The sequence below is a fragment of the Pseudomonadota bacterium genome, assembly GCA_023229365.1.
Taxonomy (GTDB): domain Bacteria; phylum Myxococcota_A; class Polyangia; order JAAYKL01; family JAAYKL01; genus JALNZK01.
The window spans coordinates 67,717-85,148 of the sequence record JALNZK010000001.1 but is presented as its reverse complement, the minus strand read 5'-3'; the positions used below and the strand labels follow the sequence as shown (position 1 = coordinate 85,148).

Genomic DNA, 17,432 nt, shown 5'->3' with positions numbered 1-17,432 from the left:
CGGATCTTATGTCTACTTGCCGGAAGCAAAATGCGTTTGTGCGGATGTGCCCGCCTCCTTCCAATAACTCGAAGAGGCGCCGTCCGATGGTGCCGCAATTTGCTCCATTTCGTCGTTCCTACCCCGGCTCCCGATCCAGCAGCCGCGCGAGGCGGTCGGGTTCGATGCGCAGGAAGATCGTCTTCTCGCGCAGCAGGCGGACGCTGCCGGGCGGCGCGCCCTTCGGCTTCTGGACGTACCTGCGTCGCGTGTAGGTCACCTCGACGTCCTCGCGATCCTTGGACTTCGAGAAGAACGCCGCGAGGTGCGCCGCGTCGACGAGCATTTCCGGCGTCGGCTCCTCGCCCCGGCCGAGCGGGACGACGACGTGGCTCCCGGCGCCACCGCGCACGTGCAGCCAGAGGTCGTCCGGCCGCGCGAACCGAAGCGTCAGCGTGTCGTTGTCCGCCGCCGAGCGGCCGACGCGGGCGACGCGGCCCGCCGCGATCGCGAGCTCGTGGAACGGCGATCGCTCGGGGTCCTTCCTGCGCGCGGTCCGGGAGGCGGGGACGATGGCCGGGAAGCTCCGCGCGATCTCGACCCGCACCGCCTCGAGAGCGGGCCCGTCGGCGCGCCCGATCTCTTCCGCGAAGCGCGCGAGCGCCTCGAGCTCCCATGCAATCCGCTGCGCGCGCTCCTCGATGCGCGGCGTCGCGCCCTTCAACCGCTTCGCCTTCTCGAAGAGGCGGGTCATGTTCTCCACGGCGGAGCGCGCGGGATCGAGCGGCACGACGATCGGGCGGCCCTCGAAGTCCTCGAGCGAGACCGACGACGCGCCCTTGGGGACGCGGCCGAGGTTCGCCTGGAGCACGTGCGCGCTGTCCTGCAGGCGCCTGCCCTCCGCCGTCCGCTCGAGGTCGCGCGCGACCTTCCCGGCCAGCTTCTCGAGGCGCGCCGCGAAGCGACGTACGGCGCCGCCGAGACGCTTGCGCTCGGCGCCTTCCGACTCGAGCGCCTCCCGCTGCGCGTAATGCAGGGCGATCGACTCCTCGAGCCTCTCGTCGTCCGCGAAGCGCTGGACGGCCTCCGTGGCCGCCGGGTGCGGCCGCGGCGGCTCGTACGGGGAGCCCGGCACGAGCGTGCGCAGGTGCGAGCGGTTCGGGTGGAAGGATCCCGCGATGGCGCCGCCCTCGCCTATCCAGAACAGGTTCCCGTGGCGCGAGAGCAGCTCGCACACGAGCGACCCCCGCCGGGCGTCCCCGGCGAGATCGATCGCGACCACGCGATCGCCGCCGATCTGGCGCACGTCCTCTATCCGGAGCCCGACCGCCTCGCGCCGCAGCAGCATCACGAAAGGGTGCGGGCGCTCCGCGGCCTTCGGCTTCGCGGCGATCCGGCAGAGGCGGCACGCGCCGGTGGAGGTGACGATCTCGGCGAACGCCTCGCCCGAAACCCCGTAGAGCTCGAGCGCGATCCTGTCCTCCGCGACGGGCGAGATCGCCCGGCGGACGAATGCGCCTGTGAGATCGCGGCGCCAGCGCGCCACGACCGAACCTATCTCGGCCGCGCTCAGGGACATGGGATCGTCGCCGCGCCCGCGCCCGGACGACAGCGGATCACCGCCCGCACCCCCGGGAGCTCGGCGAACGCTGCGGCGACGGCCTCCTCGTCCGCGGCCGCGCACAGCGCCTTGGGCTGCGGGCCGGCGTCGCAGGTGAAGAAGGCGAGGCGTCCCCGGGTGCGCAGCGCGCGGACGCAGTGCAGCGCGTCGATCGTCGCGCCGTTCCAGAACGCGATGCCCGGCCTCGCGGCGAGCGCCGCGCCGTGCATGGCGAGGGCGCTCCGCTCCGCGATCTCCCCGAGCCGCTCGAGATCACGGGCCGCGACCGCGGCGAGAGCGTCGACGAGATCGCCGCGCGCGGCATCGATCCAAGCCGCGTAGTAGGGCGACGTCGCGCGCGTCCGCTCCATCGCCGCGGTCGATCCGAGCGCCTTGGGGGCGGGATCGGTCACGCCGACGACGATCCTCAGCTCGAGATCCTGCGGGCCCGCGATCTCCCGGGCGAACGAGTCCGCGCCGTCAGCGCGCGTGCCGGCGTCCCACGCGGCGAACCCCCCCGGGATCGAGCGCGCGGCCGATCCGGAGCCGCGACGGGCGAGGGCGCTCAACGCGGGGCCGTCGAGGTCGAGGCCGAGCGCGCGGGTCGCCGCGAGGGCGAGCGCCGCGAAACCCGAGGCGGACGAGGCGAGACCCGCCCCGGTCGGGAAGCCGTTCTGCGTCGCGACGCGCGCGGCCGCCGTGCAACCGACGAGCGCGCGGACGAGATCGAGGAACGCGCTGACGCGGGCCGCGAACGCGGGATCCGCGGGTGATCCGCCGAGCGCGACGGCGTCGCGGTCGAGCTGATCGTCGAACTCGATCGACGTGATCGTCTCGAGCGGCTCGAGCGCGACGGAGAGGCTCCCGGCCGCCGGCAGGTTGAGCGCGGGATCGCGCTTCCCGAAGTACTTCACGAGCGCGACGTTGGCGAGCGCCCTGGCCGCGGCGCGCCGGACGGTCATCGCTTGTTCCAGCCGCTCTCGATCCAGCAGGCGAGCTCGGCGTCGAGCACGCGGGGGACGTGCCGGAGCGCGGCGAGGTTCGCGGCACCGCAGCCGAGCATGGAGTACCTGAGTCCGGTGACGACGTCGCCGAGGAGATCCCGCATCGCGTTGAAGCCGCCCTCGGCGCGGGCCTGGACGAGCGGCGCGGCGATCGCGACGAGCGATGCGCCGAGCGCGAGCGCCTTGGCCGCATCCAGCCCCGTGCGCACCCCGCCGGACGCGACGACCTCGAGCCCGAGATCGACCATCCACGCGGTCGAAACCGCCGTCGGGATGCCCCAGTCCCAGAGCTCCCTGCCGAGCCGCGCCTCGCGGCCGGAGGCGCGGGACGCCTCGACGCCCACCCATGACGTGCCCCCGGCGCCGGCGGTCTCGACGCGCGTCACGCCGATCCGCTTGAGCGCCTCGCCGTCCTGCCACGCGAGGCCGCACCCGGTCTCCTTGACGAACACGACGAGATCGTCGCCCGCGGCCTCGACGAGCGCGGCGATGCCGTCGAGCGCGCCGCGGAAGTCGCGATCGCCGCCCGGCTGGATCAGCTCCATCATCGGGTTCAGGTGGACGCCGATCCCGTCCGCGCCGATGTCGGCGAGGGCGTCGAGCACCTTGGCGGGACCGTGCGCAGCGATCGCCGTAGCCCCGATGTTGCCCAGCACGAGCGTGCCGCCGGCCGCGTCGCGCACCGCGAAGTCGGCCTTTCGGGCGGGATCGTCCAGCATCGGGCGCATGCTGCCGAGGCACAGGCCGATGCGCATCTCCCGGGCGAGCTGCGCGAGCTCGACGTTCAGCTCGCGGGCCCCGGCGGCGCCGCCGGTCATCGCGCCGATCCAGAGCGGCGCGGCGAGCTCCACCACGCCGAACCGGGTCGAGAGGTCGACGTCGTCGACCGCGAGCTCCGGCAGCGCGCGGTGCACGAGGTGAACCTGCTCGAACAGCGTGGTCTTGTCCTTGAACGCCACCTCGCCGGAGGCGCACAGGGAGAGGTGATCGCGCTTCCGCTGCTCGCTCGGCGAGGTCACGGCGCGACCTCGCTCACGGGGGCGAACTTGTAGCCGTACATGATGGGTCCGGAGTCGCCGTCCGCCGAGATCCGCCGCGTCACCATGGTCACCGGCATGCCGACCACGACGTCCTCCGCATCCACGTCGGTGAGCATCGTCGCGATCATGGGACCCTCCTCGAGCCGTACGAGCGCGGCGAGGTACGGCACCTGATCCGCGAACCCCCGCGGCGCCTCGTAGACGAGCGAGAACGTGATCAGCTCGCCGCGGCCCGAGTAGCGGTGGTTCTCGAGGCCGCCGGCGCCGCACCGCGCGCACCGGATCCGCTCCGGGAAATCGAGCGCGCCGCACGACGGGCACAGGCTGCCGATCAGCCGGAGGTTCGTCGGTTGTTGTCGCCACGAGCGCGCGATCTGCATCGTCCTCCCCCTTCGGCCTAGCCCAGCACGTGGGTCACTGCCGTCGCGCCCAAGCTGCCGAGGCACTGCACGAGCGCCGTGCGCGCCCCCTGGACCTGGTTCCTCTTCGCGACGCCGCGCAGCTGCAGCACGGCCTCCGCGACCTGGTACAGCCCCGCGGCTCCGGGCGCGTTGCCGCGGGCCTTCAGGCCGCCGAACGTCCACATCGGCGCGCGCCCGTCGAGGTGGAACGCGCCCTCCGCCGCGGCGCGAAGCGCGCACCCGGGCGCGGCGAGCCCGATCGACTCGATCGACAGCGCCGCGAGGAACGCGCTCGAATCGTGGAGCTCGAACAGGGAGACGTCTTCGAGGCGTACGCCGGCGCCGGCGAGGGCGTTCGCGGCGGAGCGCTTCGAGGCGCCGAGCTCGAGCGAGGAGATCGCCGCCGCGATCCCCGTCGTGCCGGAGACCGACGACGAGCCGAGCAGCTTGATCCCGGTGCTCGAGGCGCCCGCCCGCCTGACGAGCACCGCGGCGGCGCCGTCGCACAAGGGCGCGTTGTCGCAGACCGTGAGCGGCGCGGCGACGACCGGCGAGCGCCGGTACTGCTCCTCGCCGAGCGGCCACGGGAAGAAGGCGAGCGGGTTCGTGGCCGCGTGCCGGTGGGCGGTCTCGGCGAGGTGGTAGAACAGCTCCCTTGGGACGCCGTGCACGTCGAGGTAGCGCCGCATCCCGAGCGCCGAGGCGACGAGCGGGCCGAACCCGAACCCGGCCTCGCGCACCGCGTCGAGCCCGGTCGCGCGCATCATCTCGAGCTCGTCCGGCAGCGTGTCGCTGGTCTTCTCGGCGCCCACGGCGAGCACCGCGTCGTGCTGGCCGCTCTCGATGAGCGCGGCCGCGAGTCGGAGCGCGGATCCGCCGGACGCCTCGTCGGTGGACACCGTGTACGCCTCGACGTCGCCGAGCCCGAGCCGCGAGCTCACGAACGCGCCGAGGTTCTGCTGGTCACCGAGCGCGGCGCCCAGGGCGTTGGCGGCGACCACGGCCGTCGGCGCGGTCCCGGAGGACTCGTCGAGCGCGCAGCCCGCCGCCTTGACGGCGAGATCGACGAGCCCCCAGTTCCATTTCTCCTCGGCGCGCGTCCGCCCGACCCCCGCGATCTCGATGTGCAACTTCGTCGCCATGGTCTCGCCCAACCCTCAGCCGAGCCGCAGCTTGCCGCGGTAACGCGCGTAGGTCGCGTAGTCGATCTCGCGCCTGCGGGCGATGTAAGCGGCGATGGGGACGCCGCGGCGGCGCGCCTCCGCCAACCTGTCGGTCACGGTGAATGCGAACGCGTCGGAGCCGGCGCCCGACCCGTACGAGGCGAGCAGGATCCGATCGCCGGCATCCGCCTCGTCGAGCGCCTTGGCGAACGCGATGAGCACCGCGCCGGAGTAGGTGTTGCCGATCTCGCTCGTGAGCACGAACGGCTCCACCTGGGCGCGCGTGAAGCCGAGCTCGTCGGCGACCCGGAGCGGGAACTGCGTGTTCGGCTGGTGGAACACCGCGAAGCGGAAGTCCCCGGGCCTGGCGCCGATCTCCGCGAGCAGCGCGGTGACCGACGAGCGCACGTGGTGGAAGTACGCCGGCTCGCCGGTGAACCGCTGCCCGTGCGAGGGGTACGGCTGGCCCTCCCGGCGGAAGAAGTCCGGCGTGTTCGTCACGAACGACGTCGACGCCTCGAAGCGCGCGAGGCACGCCTCCCCGGGCCCGATGATGAACGCCGCGCCGCCCGCGCCGGTGTGGTACTCGAGGACATCGCCCGGCCTCGCCTGCGCGGTGTCCGCGCCGCCGCACATCGCGTACTCGGCCATGCCGCTGCCCACGAACCCGACCGCCGCCTGCATCGCCTCGGTGCCGGGCTTGCACGCGAACTCCCAGTCCGCCGCGTTGGCGAACGGCAGCGCGCCGATCGCGTCGGCGACGATCGTGGACGTGGGCTTGACCGCGTACGGCTTCGACTCGCTGCCGAACCACACGGCGCGCAGGAGCGCGGGCTCGATCGCCGCCATCGCCATCGCGTTGCGCGCGGCCTGGATCGCGATCGTGGTCGTGTCCTCGTCCGGGCCCGGGACCGCCTTGTAGGATCGACCGGCCGGGCGGCTGTCGCCCTTCCAGACGCGGCCGACCTCGGAGCTGTCCAGGCGATACCTGGGGACGTAGCCGCCGTACCCGATCACACCGACGGCCCGATTTGGTTTCATCGCAAAGACCTCTGGATCAAAGATAATGCTTTGGTGGCGCAGCGTCCACGATTTCTTTGTCAAGTTTCAGGCGAGCTTGAAAGCAATTCATGCTCCCTCGAAATTCAGAATCCCAACGCGGCGGAGACGCGAGGAATTTCGAGGAAGTTTTTTTGACAGACGAGAACACATTATCCTACATTGTGTGCAGAGGTAGGAAATCGTCGGATAAAGTGATTCGCCGAACGCAGCACAGGAGGACGATATGGCCACCGGAGAAACCTATCGCACATGGAGTGAGTTCGAGCAGATCGAGCGGCGCAAGATCGGCACGTTCCAACTGTGCATCGATGATCTCGCCAAGGACTTGTACATCGACGTCCTTTCCGAGCGGGAAGACGAGGAGCCCGCGGAGCTGGACTTCGATCACTTTTAGCGCTTAGCGCCCATGGTCCCCCTCCCGGGACCTGCCGCGGCCCCGGTTCGGATCGCCTCTCCGAGCCGGGGTTTTTTTTGTCCGCGGATTGACACCTCGCTCCGGCGCCCCTAGCTTCGCGACCATGACGGCGCGCCGCAGCCCGCTTCAGCGGATGTTCGGCGGGGTGCCGCGTCGATACGACGCGGTGAACCGGCTCGCGACGCTCGGCCTCGACCAGCGTTGGCGCAGGCTGGCGGTCGCGGAGATCCTCGACGCCGCGCCACGCCGCGTCCTCGATCTGTGCACGGGCACCGGAGATCTCGCGGTGCTGCTCGCTGGCGCGTGCCCGGCCGAGGCCTCGATCGCGGCGGTCGACTTCTCTTCGCCGATGCTCGCGGAGGCGGTCCTCAAGGCACGGGCCCGCGGCGCGCCCTCGCGGATCGCGTTCGCCCTCGCGGACGCCGCCTCGCTGCCGTTCCCGGACGGGTCGTTCGACGCCGTGGGGATCGGCTTCGGGCTGCGGAACCTGACGTGGCGCAACGCGCGATCCGAGTCGCACCTCGCCGAGATCCTCCGCGTGCTGCGCCCGGGCGGTCGCTTCGTCGCGGCCGAGTCGAGCCAGCCGCGGACGGCCGTCGCGCGCTTCGGTTTCCGCACGTACATGCGTGCCGTCGTCGGGCCGCTCTGCGGGCTCGTGGCCGGAAACCGCGGCGCGTACGCCTACCTCGCCGAGTCGGCGGCGCGGTACTACTCCGACGCGGAGCTCGAGGAGGTGCTCGTCCGGGCCGGTTTTCACGGCGTGCGGCATCGGCCCGTCCTCCTCGGCGCGGCGGCGATCCACGTCGCGCACAAGCCCGGCTAGATGCTTCGGTTTTCCATCTTGTAGTCCGACGGGAGAGATGAGACGATCTCTCGGGTAGCGCACGAACCGTCCGGGGGCTCCCATGTCGATGGACAAGCCGCGCCCGCAGGAGGCCGAAAGCCAGTTTCGGATCCTTTTCGAGAAATCGCCGGACGCGTTCATGCTGCTCGCCGACGGGATCTTCACCGATTGTAACGAGGCGACGCTCGGGCAGTTCGGGATGCGCCGAGAGGAGCTCGTCGGCCGGAGCCCCCACGACCTCTCTCCGCCGTTCCAGCCCGGCGGCGTCCCGTCCCGCGACGCGGCGCTCGCGCACATCCGTGATGCTTTGGGTCGGGGCGCGGGGAAGTTCGAGTGGGTGCATCGGCGGGCCGACGGTTCCGAGTTCTGGGCGGACATCACGCTCACCTCCCTCGTGTCCGGCAGCGAGAAGGTGCTGTGCGCCGCGGTGCGCGACATCACCGAGCGCAAGCGCGCGGAGGAGGCGCTGCGGGGCAGCGAGGAGCGTTGCCGGAAGCTGATCGACGCCTCGCCGCAGGGGATCATCATCGTCAAGGCATCGAGCCGCACGAGCCTCTTCGCGAACCCCGAGTTCTGCCGCCTCTTCGGATACGAAGCGGGCGCCCTCCATGGGCTGCGCATCGACGATCTGCACCCCGCGGACGCGCTGCCAGCCGTGCACCAGCACTTCGCCGAGATGCTGGCCGGCCGCGAGAAGCTCGCGCCGGAGCTCCTTTGCAGGCGCGCGGACGGTTCGACCTTCTACGCGGACATCGCGGTCGCGCTCGTCGAGCTCGAGGGCGAGGCGTGCGTCGCGGGGATGTTCGCGGACGTCACGGAGCGGCGGCTCGCCGAAGAGCGGCGCCGCGAGATCGAGCGAAGGCTCCTGCACGCGCAGAAGCTCGAGAGCATGGGCGTGCTCGCGGGCGGCATCGCGCACGACTTCAACAACCTGCTCACCGCGATCCTCGGCAACCTGGATCTCTCCCTCGAGGAGCTGCCGCCCGACTCGCCGGCGCGCGGGTCGATCTCGAACGCGATCCGGGCCGCGAACAGCGCCGCGGATCTCACGCGGCAGATGCTCGCCTACTCGGGCAAGGGCCGGTTCGTCGTCAAGCCGGTTGATTTCAACGAGGTAGTGCGCGCCAACGCCGACCTGGTCCGAAGCTCGGCGGCGCGGAGCGCGGCGCTCGTCGTGAACCTCGGCGCGGCGCTTCCGCGCGTCGAGGCCGATCCGGCCCAGATCCAGCAGGTCGTGATGAACCTCGTCACGAACGCGTCCGAGGCGATCGGCGATCGCGCGGGGACGATCTCGCTCACGACCGGGACCGCGGAGTACGACGACGAAGCCCTCGGACGGAGCCAGCTCGCGGAGAAGCCCGAGCCGGGAATGTACGTCTTCATCGAGGTCACGGACGACGGCAGCGGCATGGACGGCGCGGCGCTCCGCCGGCTGTTCGAGCCGTTCTACACGACGAAGTGCACCGGGCGCGGCCTCGGCATGTCGGTCGTGCTCGGCATCGTCCGTGGTCACAAGGGCGCGATCTTCGTGCAGAGCGAGGTCGGGCGCGGCACGTCGATCCGCGTGGCGTTCCCCGCGGGCCGGCCGGCAGAGGCGGGGGAAGAGACGGGGGCGGGCGCGCCCTCCGCGCGGTCCGGGCGGCGGAACGGGACGCTCCTCTTCGTGGACGACGAGGCGACGATCCGCTCCCTCTGCGAGGCGTTCGCGGAGCGGTTCGGCTTCCGGGCGTTCGTCGCGGCCGACGGCCGGGCGGGGCTCGAGCTCTTCGCGGCGCACGCGGACGAGATCGACTGCGTGATCCTGGATCTCACGATGCCGCGCATGGACGGCCTGAACGCGTTCCGCGAGATGAAGCGCATCCGGTCGGGCGTTCGCGTCGTCCTGATGAGCGGCTACAACGAGCAGCACGCCACGCGGCTCTTCGGCGGCGAGGGGCTGGCGGGGTTCCTCGAGAAGCCGTTCAGGATCCAGGCGCTCGAGGAGACGCTGAACGCGATCCTCGGCGGCGGCGCGTGAGCCGAACCCGCGATCGGGGAGCTCCGCCGCGCCCCGTCGAATTGTCCGATCCGTCCGTCGCGGACGTCGTCGACGAGGCGCCCGTCTGGTCCGCGCCCTTCGGCGCGGCGCTGCTCGAGCGGGTGATCCTGCGCCGCGGGATCACGGCGCTCGACGTCTGCTGCGGGACCGGCTACCCGGCGATCGAGCTCGCGAACCGCCTCGGCCCCGGGTGTCGCGTGATCGCCCTGGACGTCTGGAGAGCGGCGCTCGATCGCGCGCGGCGGAAGATCGGCGTGCAGGGTCTCGACGGCGTGGTCCCTCTGCGCGGTTCGGCCGAGCAGCTGCCGTTCGCGGACGCGCGCTTCGACCTCGTCATCTCGAACAACGGGCTGAACAACGTCGGCGACGAGGATCGGGCGTTCGCCGAGGTCGGGCGCGTGGCGAGACCGGGCGCGCAGCTCGCGATCACGTGGAACCTGCCCGAGTCGATGGCCGAGCTCTACCGCGAGCTCGAGGCGATCTTCGCGCGGCGCGGGCTCGACTCCTCCATCGCGGCGTGCGCGGCGCACATCCACGAGAAGCGCAAGCCTGTCGAGCACGTGCTCGCGCTACTTGACCGTTCCGGATTCGAGCGCCCCGAGGTCTCTCTCTCGTCGTTCTCCATGCGGTTCGCGAGCGGCGGCGCGCTGCTCGGGCACTTCCTCATCCGGCTCGCGTTCCTCCCGGCGTGGGAGGAGCTCGCGCCCGCGGACCAGCGGGACGAGGTTTTCGCCGAGCTCGAAGAACGGCTCGAGGCGATCGCCGACCGCGAGGGCGAGGTGCGGCTCACCATCCCGTTCGCCTGCGTCACCGCCCGGCGGCGGTAGGGATCTTCCGCGCGCGGTACAGAGCCTCGCCCACGCGGTGCAGTTGAGAGCCGGCGATCCCCTCGATGACGATCGAGGCGGCGGCGGCGCCGAGCCTCGCCGCATCCAGGGGATCTTCGCCCGCGGCCAACGCGAAGAGGCATGCGGCCGCGAACGCGTCGCCGGCGCCGGTGGGATCGACCGCGGTCGTGGGATAGATCCCGATCTCCGCGACCCCGCCGTCGCGGTAGATCCTCGCGCCCTTCGCGCCGCGGGTCAGCGCCACGAAGCCGACCGAGGCGCGCAACCGATCGAGGAGATCCGGGCTCGCGAGCGCGAGATCCTCCTCGCTGAGAAACGCCGCGTCGACGCGGGACAAGAGCTCGTGGGCTGGATCGAACGTTGCGCGCACGACCGGCCGCCGCGATCCCGGCGCGCCCGGCCCGGCCGTCTTGAGGAACCCCTGCACGCCGAGCGCCACGAACCGCGCGCGGGTCGCGTTGAGCCACGGCGTGAGCGGCACCTCGCCGAGCACAGGGCACAGGAAGAGCGCGTCGGGCGCGCTCCACGCGTCCGGCAGATCGCCGGGCTCGATCTCGGGCGCCGCAGACTCGACCCACTGGGAGCGCGCGCCGTTCTCGCCGTACGTGTTGATGAACAGCGCGGCGTCGTCGCCTGCCCGGCAGCGGCAGTCGATCCCGGTGAGCTCGCCGCGCGCGAGCAGCGACGGGTGGGTCCTCGTCGCGACGCACGAGGCGGCGCCGAGCTCCGAGAAGACGCGCGCCGCGTAGTACGCCGCCCCGCCGATCTCGACCGCGGCGCCGTAGCGATCCCGCGTGACCGCGCCGACCGCGAGGCACGCGAGATCGGATCTGGTCGGGATGATCGTCATGCGCAGAACTCGCCCCCGGACACGTTGAACGCCTCGCCGGTTATCGCCGACGCGCCCGGCTCGAGCAAGAACGTCACGAGCTCCGCGACCTCGGAAGGCTCGACGAAACGGCCGAGCGGAATGCGGGCCACGGCGCGGGCGCGGACCTCGTCCGGTGCCACGCCCTCGCGCTCGGCGGTGCACACGACGTCGGCGCGCGCCATGTCGGTGTCGACCCAGCCCGGGCACACGGCGTTCACCATGACGCCTCGCGGCGCGAGCTCGAGCGCGAGCGATCGCACCAGTCCGAGCACGCCGTGCTTTGACGCGGCGTACGCGGCATAGCCGGCGCGGCCGAGCTTGCCGAGCCCGGAAGAGACCAAGACCGCGCGGCCGCCGGGCGGCATCCTGTCCGCCACGAGCCGCATCGTGTTCCACGCGCCGGTGAGGTTCACTGCGATCACCTCGCGCCAAACGTCATCCGCGTCCGTGTCGCCGACGCCCGCCTGCCGGCAGACCCCGGCCGCGGCGACGACCGCGTGCACCGCGCCGAGATCCTCGAGGGCGCGCGAGAGCGATGAGAGGTCGGAGACGTCCGCGGCGCGCGGCGTGAACCGCCCGGCACGGCCGGTGAGCGCGGCCGAGACCTCCCTCAGAGCGCGAGCGTCGCGGCCGACGCCGACGACGTGAAACCCCGCGCAGACGAGGCGGCGGGTCGCCGCGAGGCCGATCCCGCGCGAGGCGCCCGTGACAACCGCAGTTCGCTCATCCATGTGCGCTCCTCCTTGGCCAGCTCCACCGCCTGGGCGAGCAGCTTGTCCGACACCGGGATCGCGTACTCGCCGTCCACGCGCCACAGCCGGCCCACGCCCGAGAGCAGCGCCATCCGCGTGCCCTCGGTGAGGTAGCGCTTGCCGTAGCGCACCGCCGCGACGACGTCGGACGCCGCGATCCCCTCGGGCATCCGCGTCGGCAGCCCGTACTTCGCGAGCAGCGTCCCGTGCGCTTCGATAAGCTCGCGCGGCGCGGCGCCCATGAGCACCGCGACCTCGGCCGCGACCATCATCCCCACCGCGACCGATTGGCCGTGCGACAGGCGGTACCCGGAGAGGTGCTCGACCGCGTGGCCGACCGTGTGGCCGTATTGGAGCACCATCCCCTCGCACTTCTCGTGCGGATCGCGCTCCATGAGCGCGCACTTCAGCCCGACGTTGCGGCCGACGACCTCCTCGAGGAAGTCCGGATCCCGCGCGGAGCCCTGGTGGGCGAGCAGCATCTCGGCGTACGCCGCGTCCTCGCCGAGCGCGTGCTTGACGACCTCGGCCATGCCGTCGGATATGAGCGCGTCCGAGAGCGTCGCGAGCGCGTCGATGTCGACCGCGACCAGGCGCGGCGCGAAGTACGTGCCGACGAGGTTCTTCCCGTGCGCCCCGTTGATCCCCTGCTTGTGGCTCACGGCCGCGTCGCACTGCGCCATGAGCGTGGTCGGCAGGTGGACGAGATCGAGCCCGCGGTACAGCGTCGAGGCGACGAACCCGCAGACGTTGCAGATCACGCCGCCGCCCAGGGAGAGGAGCACGGAGCGCTCGTCGACCCCGTGCGAGAGGACGCGCTCGACGAGGTAGGCGTAGTTCGCCATGCTCTTCGCCCCCTCGCCCACGGGCAGGACGAGGCACTGCACGTCGTAGCCGAGCTTCCGGAGCCCCGCGACGAACCGCCGGCCGTGCAGCTCGTGGACCGTCTCGTCGGTGAACACGAAGCAGGGCGACGAGGCGCTCTCGTCCGGGATGAGCGGTGTCGTCCAGGGGCTGGCGACGATGCCGCGGCCGATCGCGACGCGCGTGGCCCGCTTCTCGCCCGAGACGAGGGCGCGCGTGTCGAGGCGCGCGATCTCGTCATGGGAGCGGCGCCCGGTGGCGATCCGGCTTTGGCGCCGCTCGCGGCGGAGGCGGAGCTCGGCGCGGACGAGCGCCACCGGGGTGTTCACGTCGTCCCAGGAGCCGCCCTCCATGCGTCGCGCGGCGAGGCGTCCCTCGGCGGCGAGGAGGGCGAGGCCGTCGCACAGCTCGGCGTCCGGCATCTCCTCCCTCGCCGCGGCGGCGGCGACGAACAGCGCGGGCGTGGCCGCGAACAGCCCCGCGTCCACGGCGTCGTACCGGCCGAGGCGGCGGCCGATCGCCGTGATCCGATCCCCGTCGAGCGCGATCTGGACCGCGTCCTCGATCGCCGCGATCCCGCCGAGGCGATCGTCGACGAGCGCGACCGCGGCGGCGCCGGCTGCGTCCGGCGAGAGCGCCACGGCCGCCGCGACGTGCGCCGGATCGAAGACGTGGTCGGCCATGGCGAGGACGAACGGGCCGCTCATGACACCGCGCGCCGCGAGGAGCGACGACGCCTGGCCGGTCTCCCAGTGCGGGTTCTCCACGATCTCCAAGGAGACGTGCACCTCGGGCCGGCCGCTCAGCGCGCGGGCGATCTCCGCGCCCTCGTAGCCGACGACCACCGCGATGCGGGTCGCGCCCGCGGCTTCGAGCTGGCGGATCAGCCGCACGACGAGCGGCTCCCCGCCCACGTCCACGAGCGGCTTCGGGGTGCCCGGTCGGTCGAGGCGCGCGCCGCGTCCGGCGGCCAGGATGAGGGCGTTCGAGATCATGGGTCGCTCCTTTCGTTGCGTACGGACGGGTCCCTTGCAACCGAGATGCCAACGCCGCACCCTCACGGGATACGGCGGTTTTCGGCCTCCGCGCGTGGCACGGGCGTCACACTGTGGCGCTGGCGTCACAGTCCGGCCGTGCGGCCGCGTCCACCTGTCGGAACCCGGTGCGAGACGCGCGATGATCGTGTATGATCCGGTCTCGACAACACGCGACAACGCTGCGGCGAACGCTTATGAATGTGCGCCGCGCCAGTTGGGCGATCCGAAGACGGTGCGCCCGGAAGGAAAGGTGAGGATCATGACGATGTGGAGAGGGCTTGCCTTGCTGTTCGCGCTGACGGCGGCGTTCGCGGTCGGGTGCGGTGACGACGACGGCGGCGATCCGGACGCCAGCACGGACACGGACACGGACACCGACACCGACGTGGACACGGACACGGACACGGACACCGACTCCGATTCGGACGGGGATCTCACGACGGGCTGCGCGGACGCGATCCCGATCGAGCTCACGGCAACCGCCATCCTCTCGGGCGATCTGACGCTCCAGACCCCGGAAGACGAGGATTTCTACTCGTTCACGTCGCTTGCGGACGTTTGGGTCTTCCTCTGGACCGACATCTACCCCGACGATCAGACGGAGGAGCCGACGGGCTTCCTCGATCCGGTCATCGAGCTGTACAACGAGGACGGCTCCGTGCTGCTCGCGTCGGCCGACGACGAGGTGCCGCGCTTCAGCATGGACAGCTCGCTCATCTACCACGTCGCGACGGCCGGCACGTACTGCGTGAAGGTCCAGGGCTGGGAGCACTGGGCGGGTCAGGCCTCGTCCGAGCCGACCACCGACTGGGACTACAGCCTCCTCGGCGGCACGCTGAACACCGAGGCCGACTCGGTCACCATGGACAGCGAGCCGAACGAGACGCTGGGCGCAGCGACCGAGGTGAGCCTCGGCGAGAGCGACACCAACGCCGACACCTTCACGAACCTGTACGGCATGGCGGGCGGCGCGAGCGACGTCGATTTCTACACGTTCACGCAGCCGACGGGCGACATCTCGACGACGATCTACTTCCGGCCGTCGGGTCCGGGCAGCGCGGGCGTGCAGGGCCACGGCTCGACGCTCGACCTCGGCGTCGTCAACGTCTATGACGGCGAGGGCAACGTGGTCGCGGCGCTCGACGTGGCGCTCGGCTCGGAGTCGATGTCCATCCCGATCGCGGCCGGCGAGGTCGTCGGCATCGAGGTCGTGGGCGCGGACGACTGGACGCCCGGCGCCAACGACTTCTACGCGATCCTCGTCTACAACGGCGAGACCGATAACACGCCGGAGGAGGACGAGACGGATCTCTTGGACGGCGGCGTGGTCCCCGGCGGCGGGAACGACACCGCGGCCACCGCGAACGAGACCACACCCCAGGCGACGACGGTCGGCAACTCGACGTTCGTCCTCGGCAACATCGATCCCGCGGGCGACGTCGACTACTTCGCGTTCGACGTGGTCGCCGGCGAGACGCTCAACCTCGCGTGCGGCGCGGCGCGCTCGGGCTCCGGCCTCGTCGGCGCCCGGTTCGCGATCCACAGCGCGGCCGACGCCGAGCTCCAGGCCGAGACGGAGAGCCCCGAGTCCGACGTCATCTGGAGCAGCTACCCGGGCGCGTCGATGGCGCCGCTCACGATCTCGGCGAACGCCACGTACTACCTCCGCGTGTCGGCGACCGGCCAGGACGCGGACGTGCTCGGGAAGTACTACCGCTGCGGCATCCACCGCGTCACCCCGACCGACAAGTAGCAACTCCCCGGCGAACCGCGTAAGCTCCCCCGGAGGCAGGTGCCATGGCGCGCTACCAAAAGGAGATGGAGGCGGCGATCCGCGCGGTGCGCGACGCCGCGCTGCTCACGCGCTCGATCGCGGACGGGATCACGACCGAGGTGCTCGAGAAGAGGGATCGCAGCCCGGTGACGCTCGCGGACTTCGGGAGCCAGGCGATCGTCTGCCGCGCGCTCGGCGAGGCGTTCCCCGCGGATTCGATCATCGGCGAGGAGGACGCGGGCGAGCTCTCCAGGCCGGAGCAGGCCGGCATGCTCGCGCGGCTCGTGGCCGCCGTGGGCCGCGTCGAGGCGGGCGCGGCGGAGCGCGACGTGCTCGCGTGGCTCGATCGCGGCGGCGCCTCGGCCGCCTCGGATCGCTTCTGGACGCTCGATCCGATCGACGGGACCAAGGGGTTCCTGCGCAAGGAGCAGTACGCGATCTCGCTCGCGCTCGTCGTCGGCGGCGAGACCGTGCTCGGCGCGCTCGGCTGCCCGAACCTCGCGCTCGAGCCAGAGAGGCCCGAGACGCGCGGCGTCCTCTTCACGGCCGTGCGCGGGGAGGGCGCGACGCGCCGCCCGCTCTACGGGGAGGGCCCGGCGGCCCGGATCCGCGTCAGCCCCGAGGGCGATCCGAGGCGCCTGCGATTCTGCGAGTCCGTGGAGAAGGAGCACTCGTCGCACGGAGACGCCGCGCGCATCGCCGAGCTCCTCGAGATCGACGCGGAGCCGGTGCGGCTCGACAGCCAGGCCAAGTACGCGGTCGTGGCGCGCGGGGAGGCCGAGGCGTACCTGCGGCTGCCCAAGAGCGCGGACTACGTCGAGAAGATCTGGGACCACGCGGGCGGCGCGATCGTCGTGGAGGAGGCGGGCGGGAAGGTGACCGACGTGATGGGGCACCCCATCGACCTCACGTGCGGCCGCGCCCTCGAGAAGAACCGCGGCATCGTGGCGTCGAACGGCGCGCTCCACGAGGCGCTCCTCGGGGCGATCCGCGACCTCGGGATCGCTTGACCGCCAGCGCCGTCCGCGCTTGAATCTTCGCGACGACCCGACGAACCAGGAGGCAGGGAATATGGACGGACAGATCCAGACCTCGACCCGCGGAAAGAGGCCGCCGAACAACCTCGCGATCTCCGGCTTCATCGCCGCGTTCTTTTGCGGCGTCGTCGGGCTCATCCTGTCGATCAAGGCGCGCGGGCAGATCCGCGCCTCGAACGGCGCGCAGGGCGGCTACGGCTTCACGACGGGCGGCATCGTCGTGTCCATCGTCAACATCGTCGTCTCGACGCTCTACATCCTCCTGAACATCGCCGCGTACGCATGAGGCTCGCCGTCGTCCCGGTCCGGAGGATCCGGATCCCCGACGTCGCGGTGACGCTCGGCGCGCTCCTCGCCGCGGCCTACATGGCGCTCGTATCGCTCGCGGCGTTCCCGTCGCTCCCCTGTCCGTGGCGGGAGCTGCTCGGCCTCGAGTGCCCGATGTGCGGGACGACACGCGCGTTGCTCGCGCTCGGGCGCGGCGACGTGCTCGCCGCCCTCGCGTGGAACCCGCTCGCGATCCTGCTCGCGGTCGCGGCGGCCGCCGTCGCGGTCAACGAGATCGCGGGCGCGGTGCTCCGGCGCCGGCTGTCGTTGGTGCTCGCCGGACGGGAGGGGCGCGTCCTGCTCTTTGCGTTCCTCGCCGCGCTCGCCGCGAACTGGGTGTGGGTGCTGCTGCGGTAGCGTTTGTTTCGTTGCCCGC

Annotated in this window: 17 protein-coding genes; 8 read left to right on the top strand and 9 right to left on the bottom strand. The window is 71.8% G+C overall.

Features of this window, described 5'->3' with window-relative positions; genetic code table 11:
- Positions 1-118: 118 nt before the first annotated feature.
- The 6 genes from M0R80_00445 to M0R80_00420 are packed head-to-tail and all read right to left on the bottom strand — an operon-like array spanning position 119 to position 6,228.
- Positions 119-1,558, bottom strand: coding sequence for an NFACT family protein (locus tag M0R80_00445; GenBank protein ID MCK9458131.1), 1,440 nt, complete (start codon positions 1,556-1,558; stop codon positions 119-121).
- Positions 1,549-2,541: a diphosphomevalonate decarboxylase gene (mvaD, locus tag M0R80_00440; protein ID MCK9458130.1), complete on the bottom strand. Its 993-nt coding sequence runs from the start codon at positions 2,539-2,541 to the stop codon at positions 1,549-1,551. Before mvaD ends, M0R80_00445 begins: the two co-directional genes overlap by 10 nt.
- On the bottom strand, positions 2,538-3,602 hold the full coding sequence (gene fni / locus M0R80_00435; GenBank protein ID MCK9458129.1) for a type 2 isopentenyl-diphosphate Delta-isomerase: 1,065 nt from the start codon (positions 3,600-3,602) through the stop codon (positions 2,538-2,540). The genes mvaD and fni overlap by 4 nt, the downstream gene beginning before the upstream one ends.
- Positions 3,599-4,003 carry a Zn-ribbon domain-containing OB-fold protein gene (locus M0R80_00430; GenBank protein MCK9458128.1) on the bottom strand — a complete coding sequence of 135 codons (405 nt, stop codon included), beginning with the start codon at positions 4,001-4,003 and terminating at the stop codon, positions 3,599-3,601. The genes fni and M0R80_00430 overlap by 4 nt, the downstream gene beginning before the upstream one ends.
- Before the next feature lie 17 nt (positions 4,004-4,020).
- Positions 4,021-5,166: a thiolase family protein gene (locus M0R80_00425; protein MCK9458127.1), complete on the bottom strand. Its 1,146-nt coding sequence runs from the start codon at positions 5,164-5,166 to the stop codon at positions 4,021-4,023.
- Between the two features lie 15 nt (positions 5,167-5,181).
- Positions 5,182-6,228, bottom strand: a complete 1,047-nt coding sequence (locus M0R80_00420; protein MCK9458126.1) for a hydroxymethylglutaryl-CoA synthase — start codon at positions 6,226-6,228, stop codon at positions 5,182-5,184.
- Positions 6,229-6,472: 244 nt separating this feature from the next.
- Between M0R80_00420 and M0R80_00415 the strand changes: the two genes are divergently transcribed.
- The 4 genes from M0R80_00415 to M0R80_00400 all read left to right on the top strand — a co-directional run bounded on the left by M0R80_00415 (position 6,473) and on the right by M0R80_00400 (position 10,373).
- A complete protein-coding gene (locus M0R80_00415) occupies positions 6,473-6,643 on the top strand; it encodes a hypothetical protein (GenBank protein ID MCK9458125.1) in 171 nt (56 codons plus the stop codon).
- A 124-nt stretch (positions 6,644-6,767) separates the two neighbouring features.
- Positions 6,768-7,487, top strand: a complete 720-nt coding sequence (locus tag M0R80_00410; GenBank protein MCK9458124.1) for a ubiquinone/menaquinone biosynthesis methyltransferase — start codon at positions 6,768-6,770, stop codon at positions 7,485-7,487.
- Positions 7,488-7,569: 82 nt separating this feature from the next.
- On the top strand, positions 7,570-9,525 hold the full coding sequence (locus tag M0R80_00405; GenBank protein ID MCK9458123.1) for a PAS domain S-box protein: 1,956 nt from the start codon (positions 7,570-7,572) through the stop codon (positions 9,523-9,525).
- Complete coding sequence (locus tag M0R80_00400; GenBank protein ID MCK9458122.1) at positions 9,522-10,373, top strand: methyltransferase domain-containing protein; 852 nt, start codon at positions 9,522-9,524, stop codon at positions 10,371-10,373. The genes M0R80_00405 and M0R80_00400 overlap by 4 nt, the downstream gene beginning before the upstream one ends.
- Here M0R80_00400 and M0R80_00395 read toward each other — a convergent pair.
- From M0R80_00395 to M0R80_00385, 3 genes are read right to left on the bottom strand one after another with little or no spacing between them, the layout of a single operon-like run.
- On the bottom strand, positions 10,354-11,244 hold the full coding sequence (locus M0R80_00395; GenBank protein MCK9458121.1) for a PfkB family carbohydrate kinase: 891 nt from the start codon (positions 11,242-11,244) through the stop codon (positions 10,354-10,356). The genes M0R80_00400 and M0R80_00395 overlap by 20 nt on opposite strands.
- Positions 11,241-11,954, bottom strand: a complete 714-nt coding sequence (locus M0R80_00390; protein ID MCK9458120.1) for an SDR family oxidoreductase — start codon at positions 11,952-11,954, stop codon at positions 11,241-11,243. Before M0R80_00390 ends, M0R80_00395 begins: the two co-directional genes overlap by 4 nt.
- Positions 11,876-13,876 carry an NTP transferase domain-containing protein gene (locus tag M0R80_00385; GenBank protein ID MCK9458119.1) on the bottom strand — a complete coding sequence of 667 codons (2,001 nt, stop codon included), beginning with the start codon at positions 13,874-13,876 and terminating at the stop codon, positions 11,876-11,878. The genes M0R80_00390 and M0R80_00385 overlap by 79 nt, the downstream gene beginning before the upstream one ends.
- A 301-nt stretch (positions 13,877-14,177) precedes the next feature.
- Between M0R80_00385 and M0R80_00380 the strand changes: the two genes are divergently transcribed.
- From M0R80_00380 to M0R80_00365, 4 genes are all read left to right on the top strand, one after another.
- Positions 14,178-15,671: a hypothetical protein gene (locus M0R80_00380; protein ID MCK9458118.1), complete on the top strand. Its 1,494-nt coding sequence runs from the start codon at positions 14,178-14,180 to the stop codon at positions 15,669-15,671.
- A 44-nt stretch (positions 15,672-15,715) separates the two neighbouring features.
- Positions 15,716-16,702, top strand: a complete 987-nt coding sequence (locus M0R80_00375) for a 3'(2'),5'-bisphosphate nucleotidase (protein ID MCK9458117.1) — start codon at positions 15,716-15,718, stop codon at positions 16,700-16,702.
- Positions 16,703-16,763: 61 nt separating this feature from the next.
- Positions 16,764-17,015 carry a DUF4190 domain-containing protein gene (locus M0R80_00370; protein ID MCK9458116.1) on the top strand — a complete coding sequence of 84 codons (252 nt, stop codon included), beginning with the start codon at positions 16,764-16,766 and terminating at the stop codon, positions 17,013-17,015.
- Positions 17,012-17,413: a DUF2752 domain-containing protein gene (locus tag M0R80_00365; GenBank protein MCK9458115.1), complete on the top strand. Its 402-nt coding sequence runs from the start codon at positions 17,012-17,014 to the stop codon at positions 17,411-17,413. The genes M0R80_00370 and M0R80_00365 overlap by 4 nt, the downstream gene beginning before the upstream one ends.
- Positions 17,414-17,432: the final 19 nt, after the last annotated feature.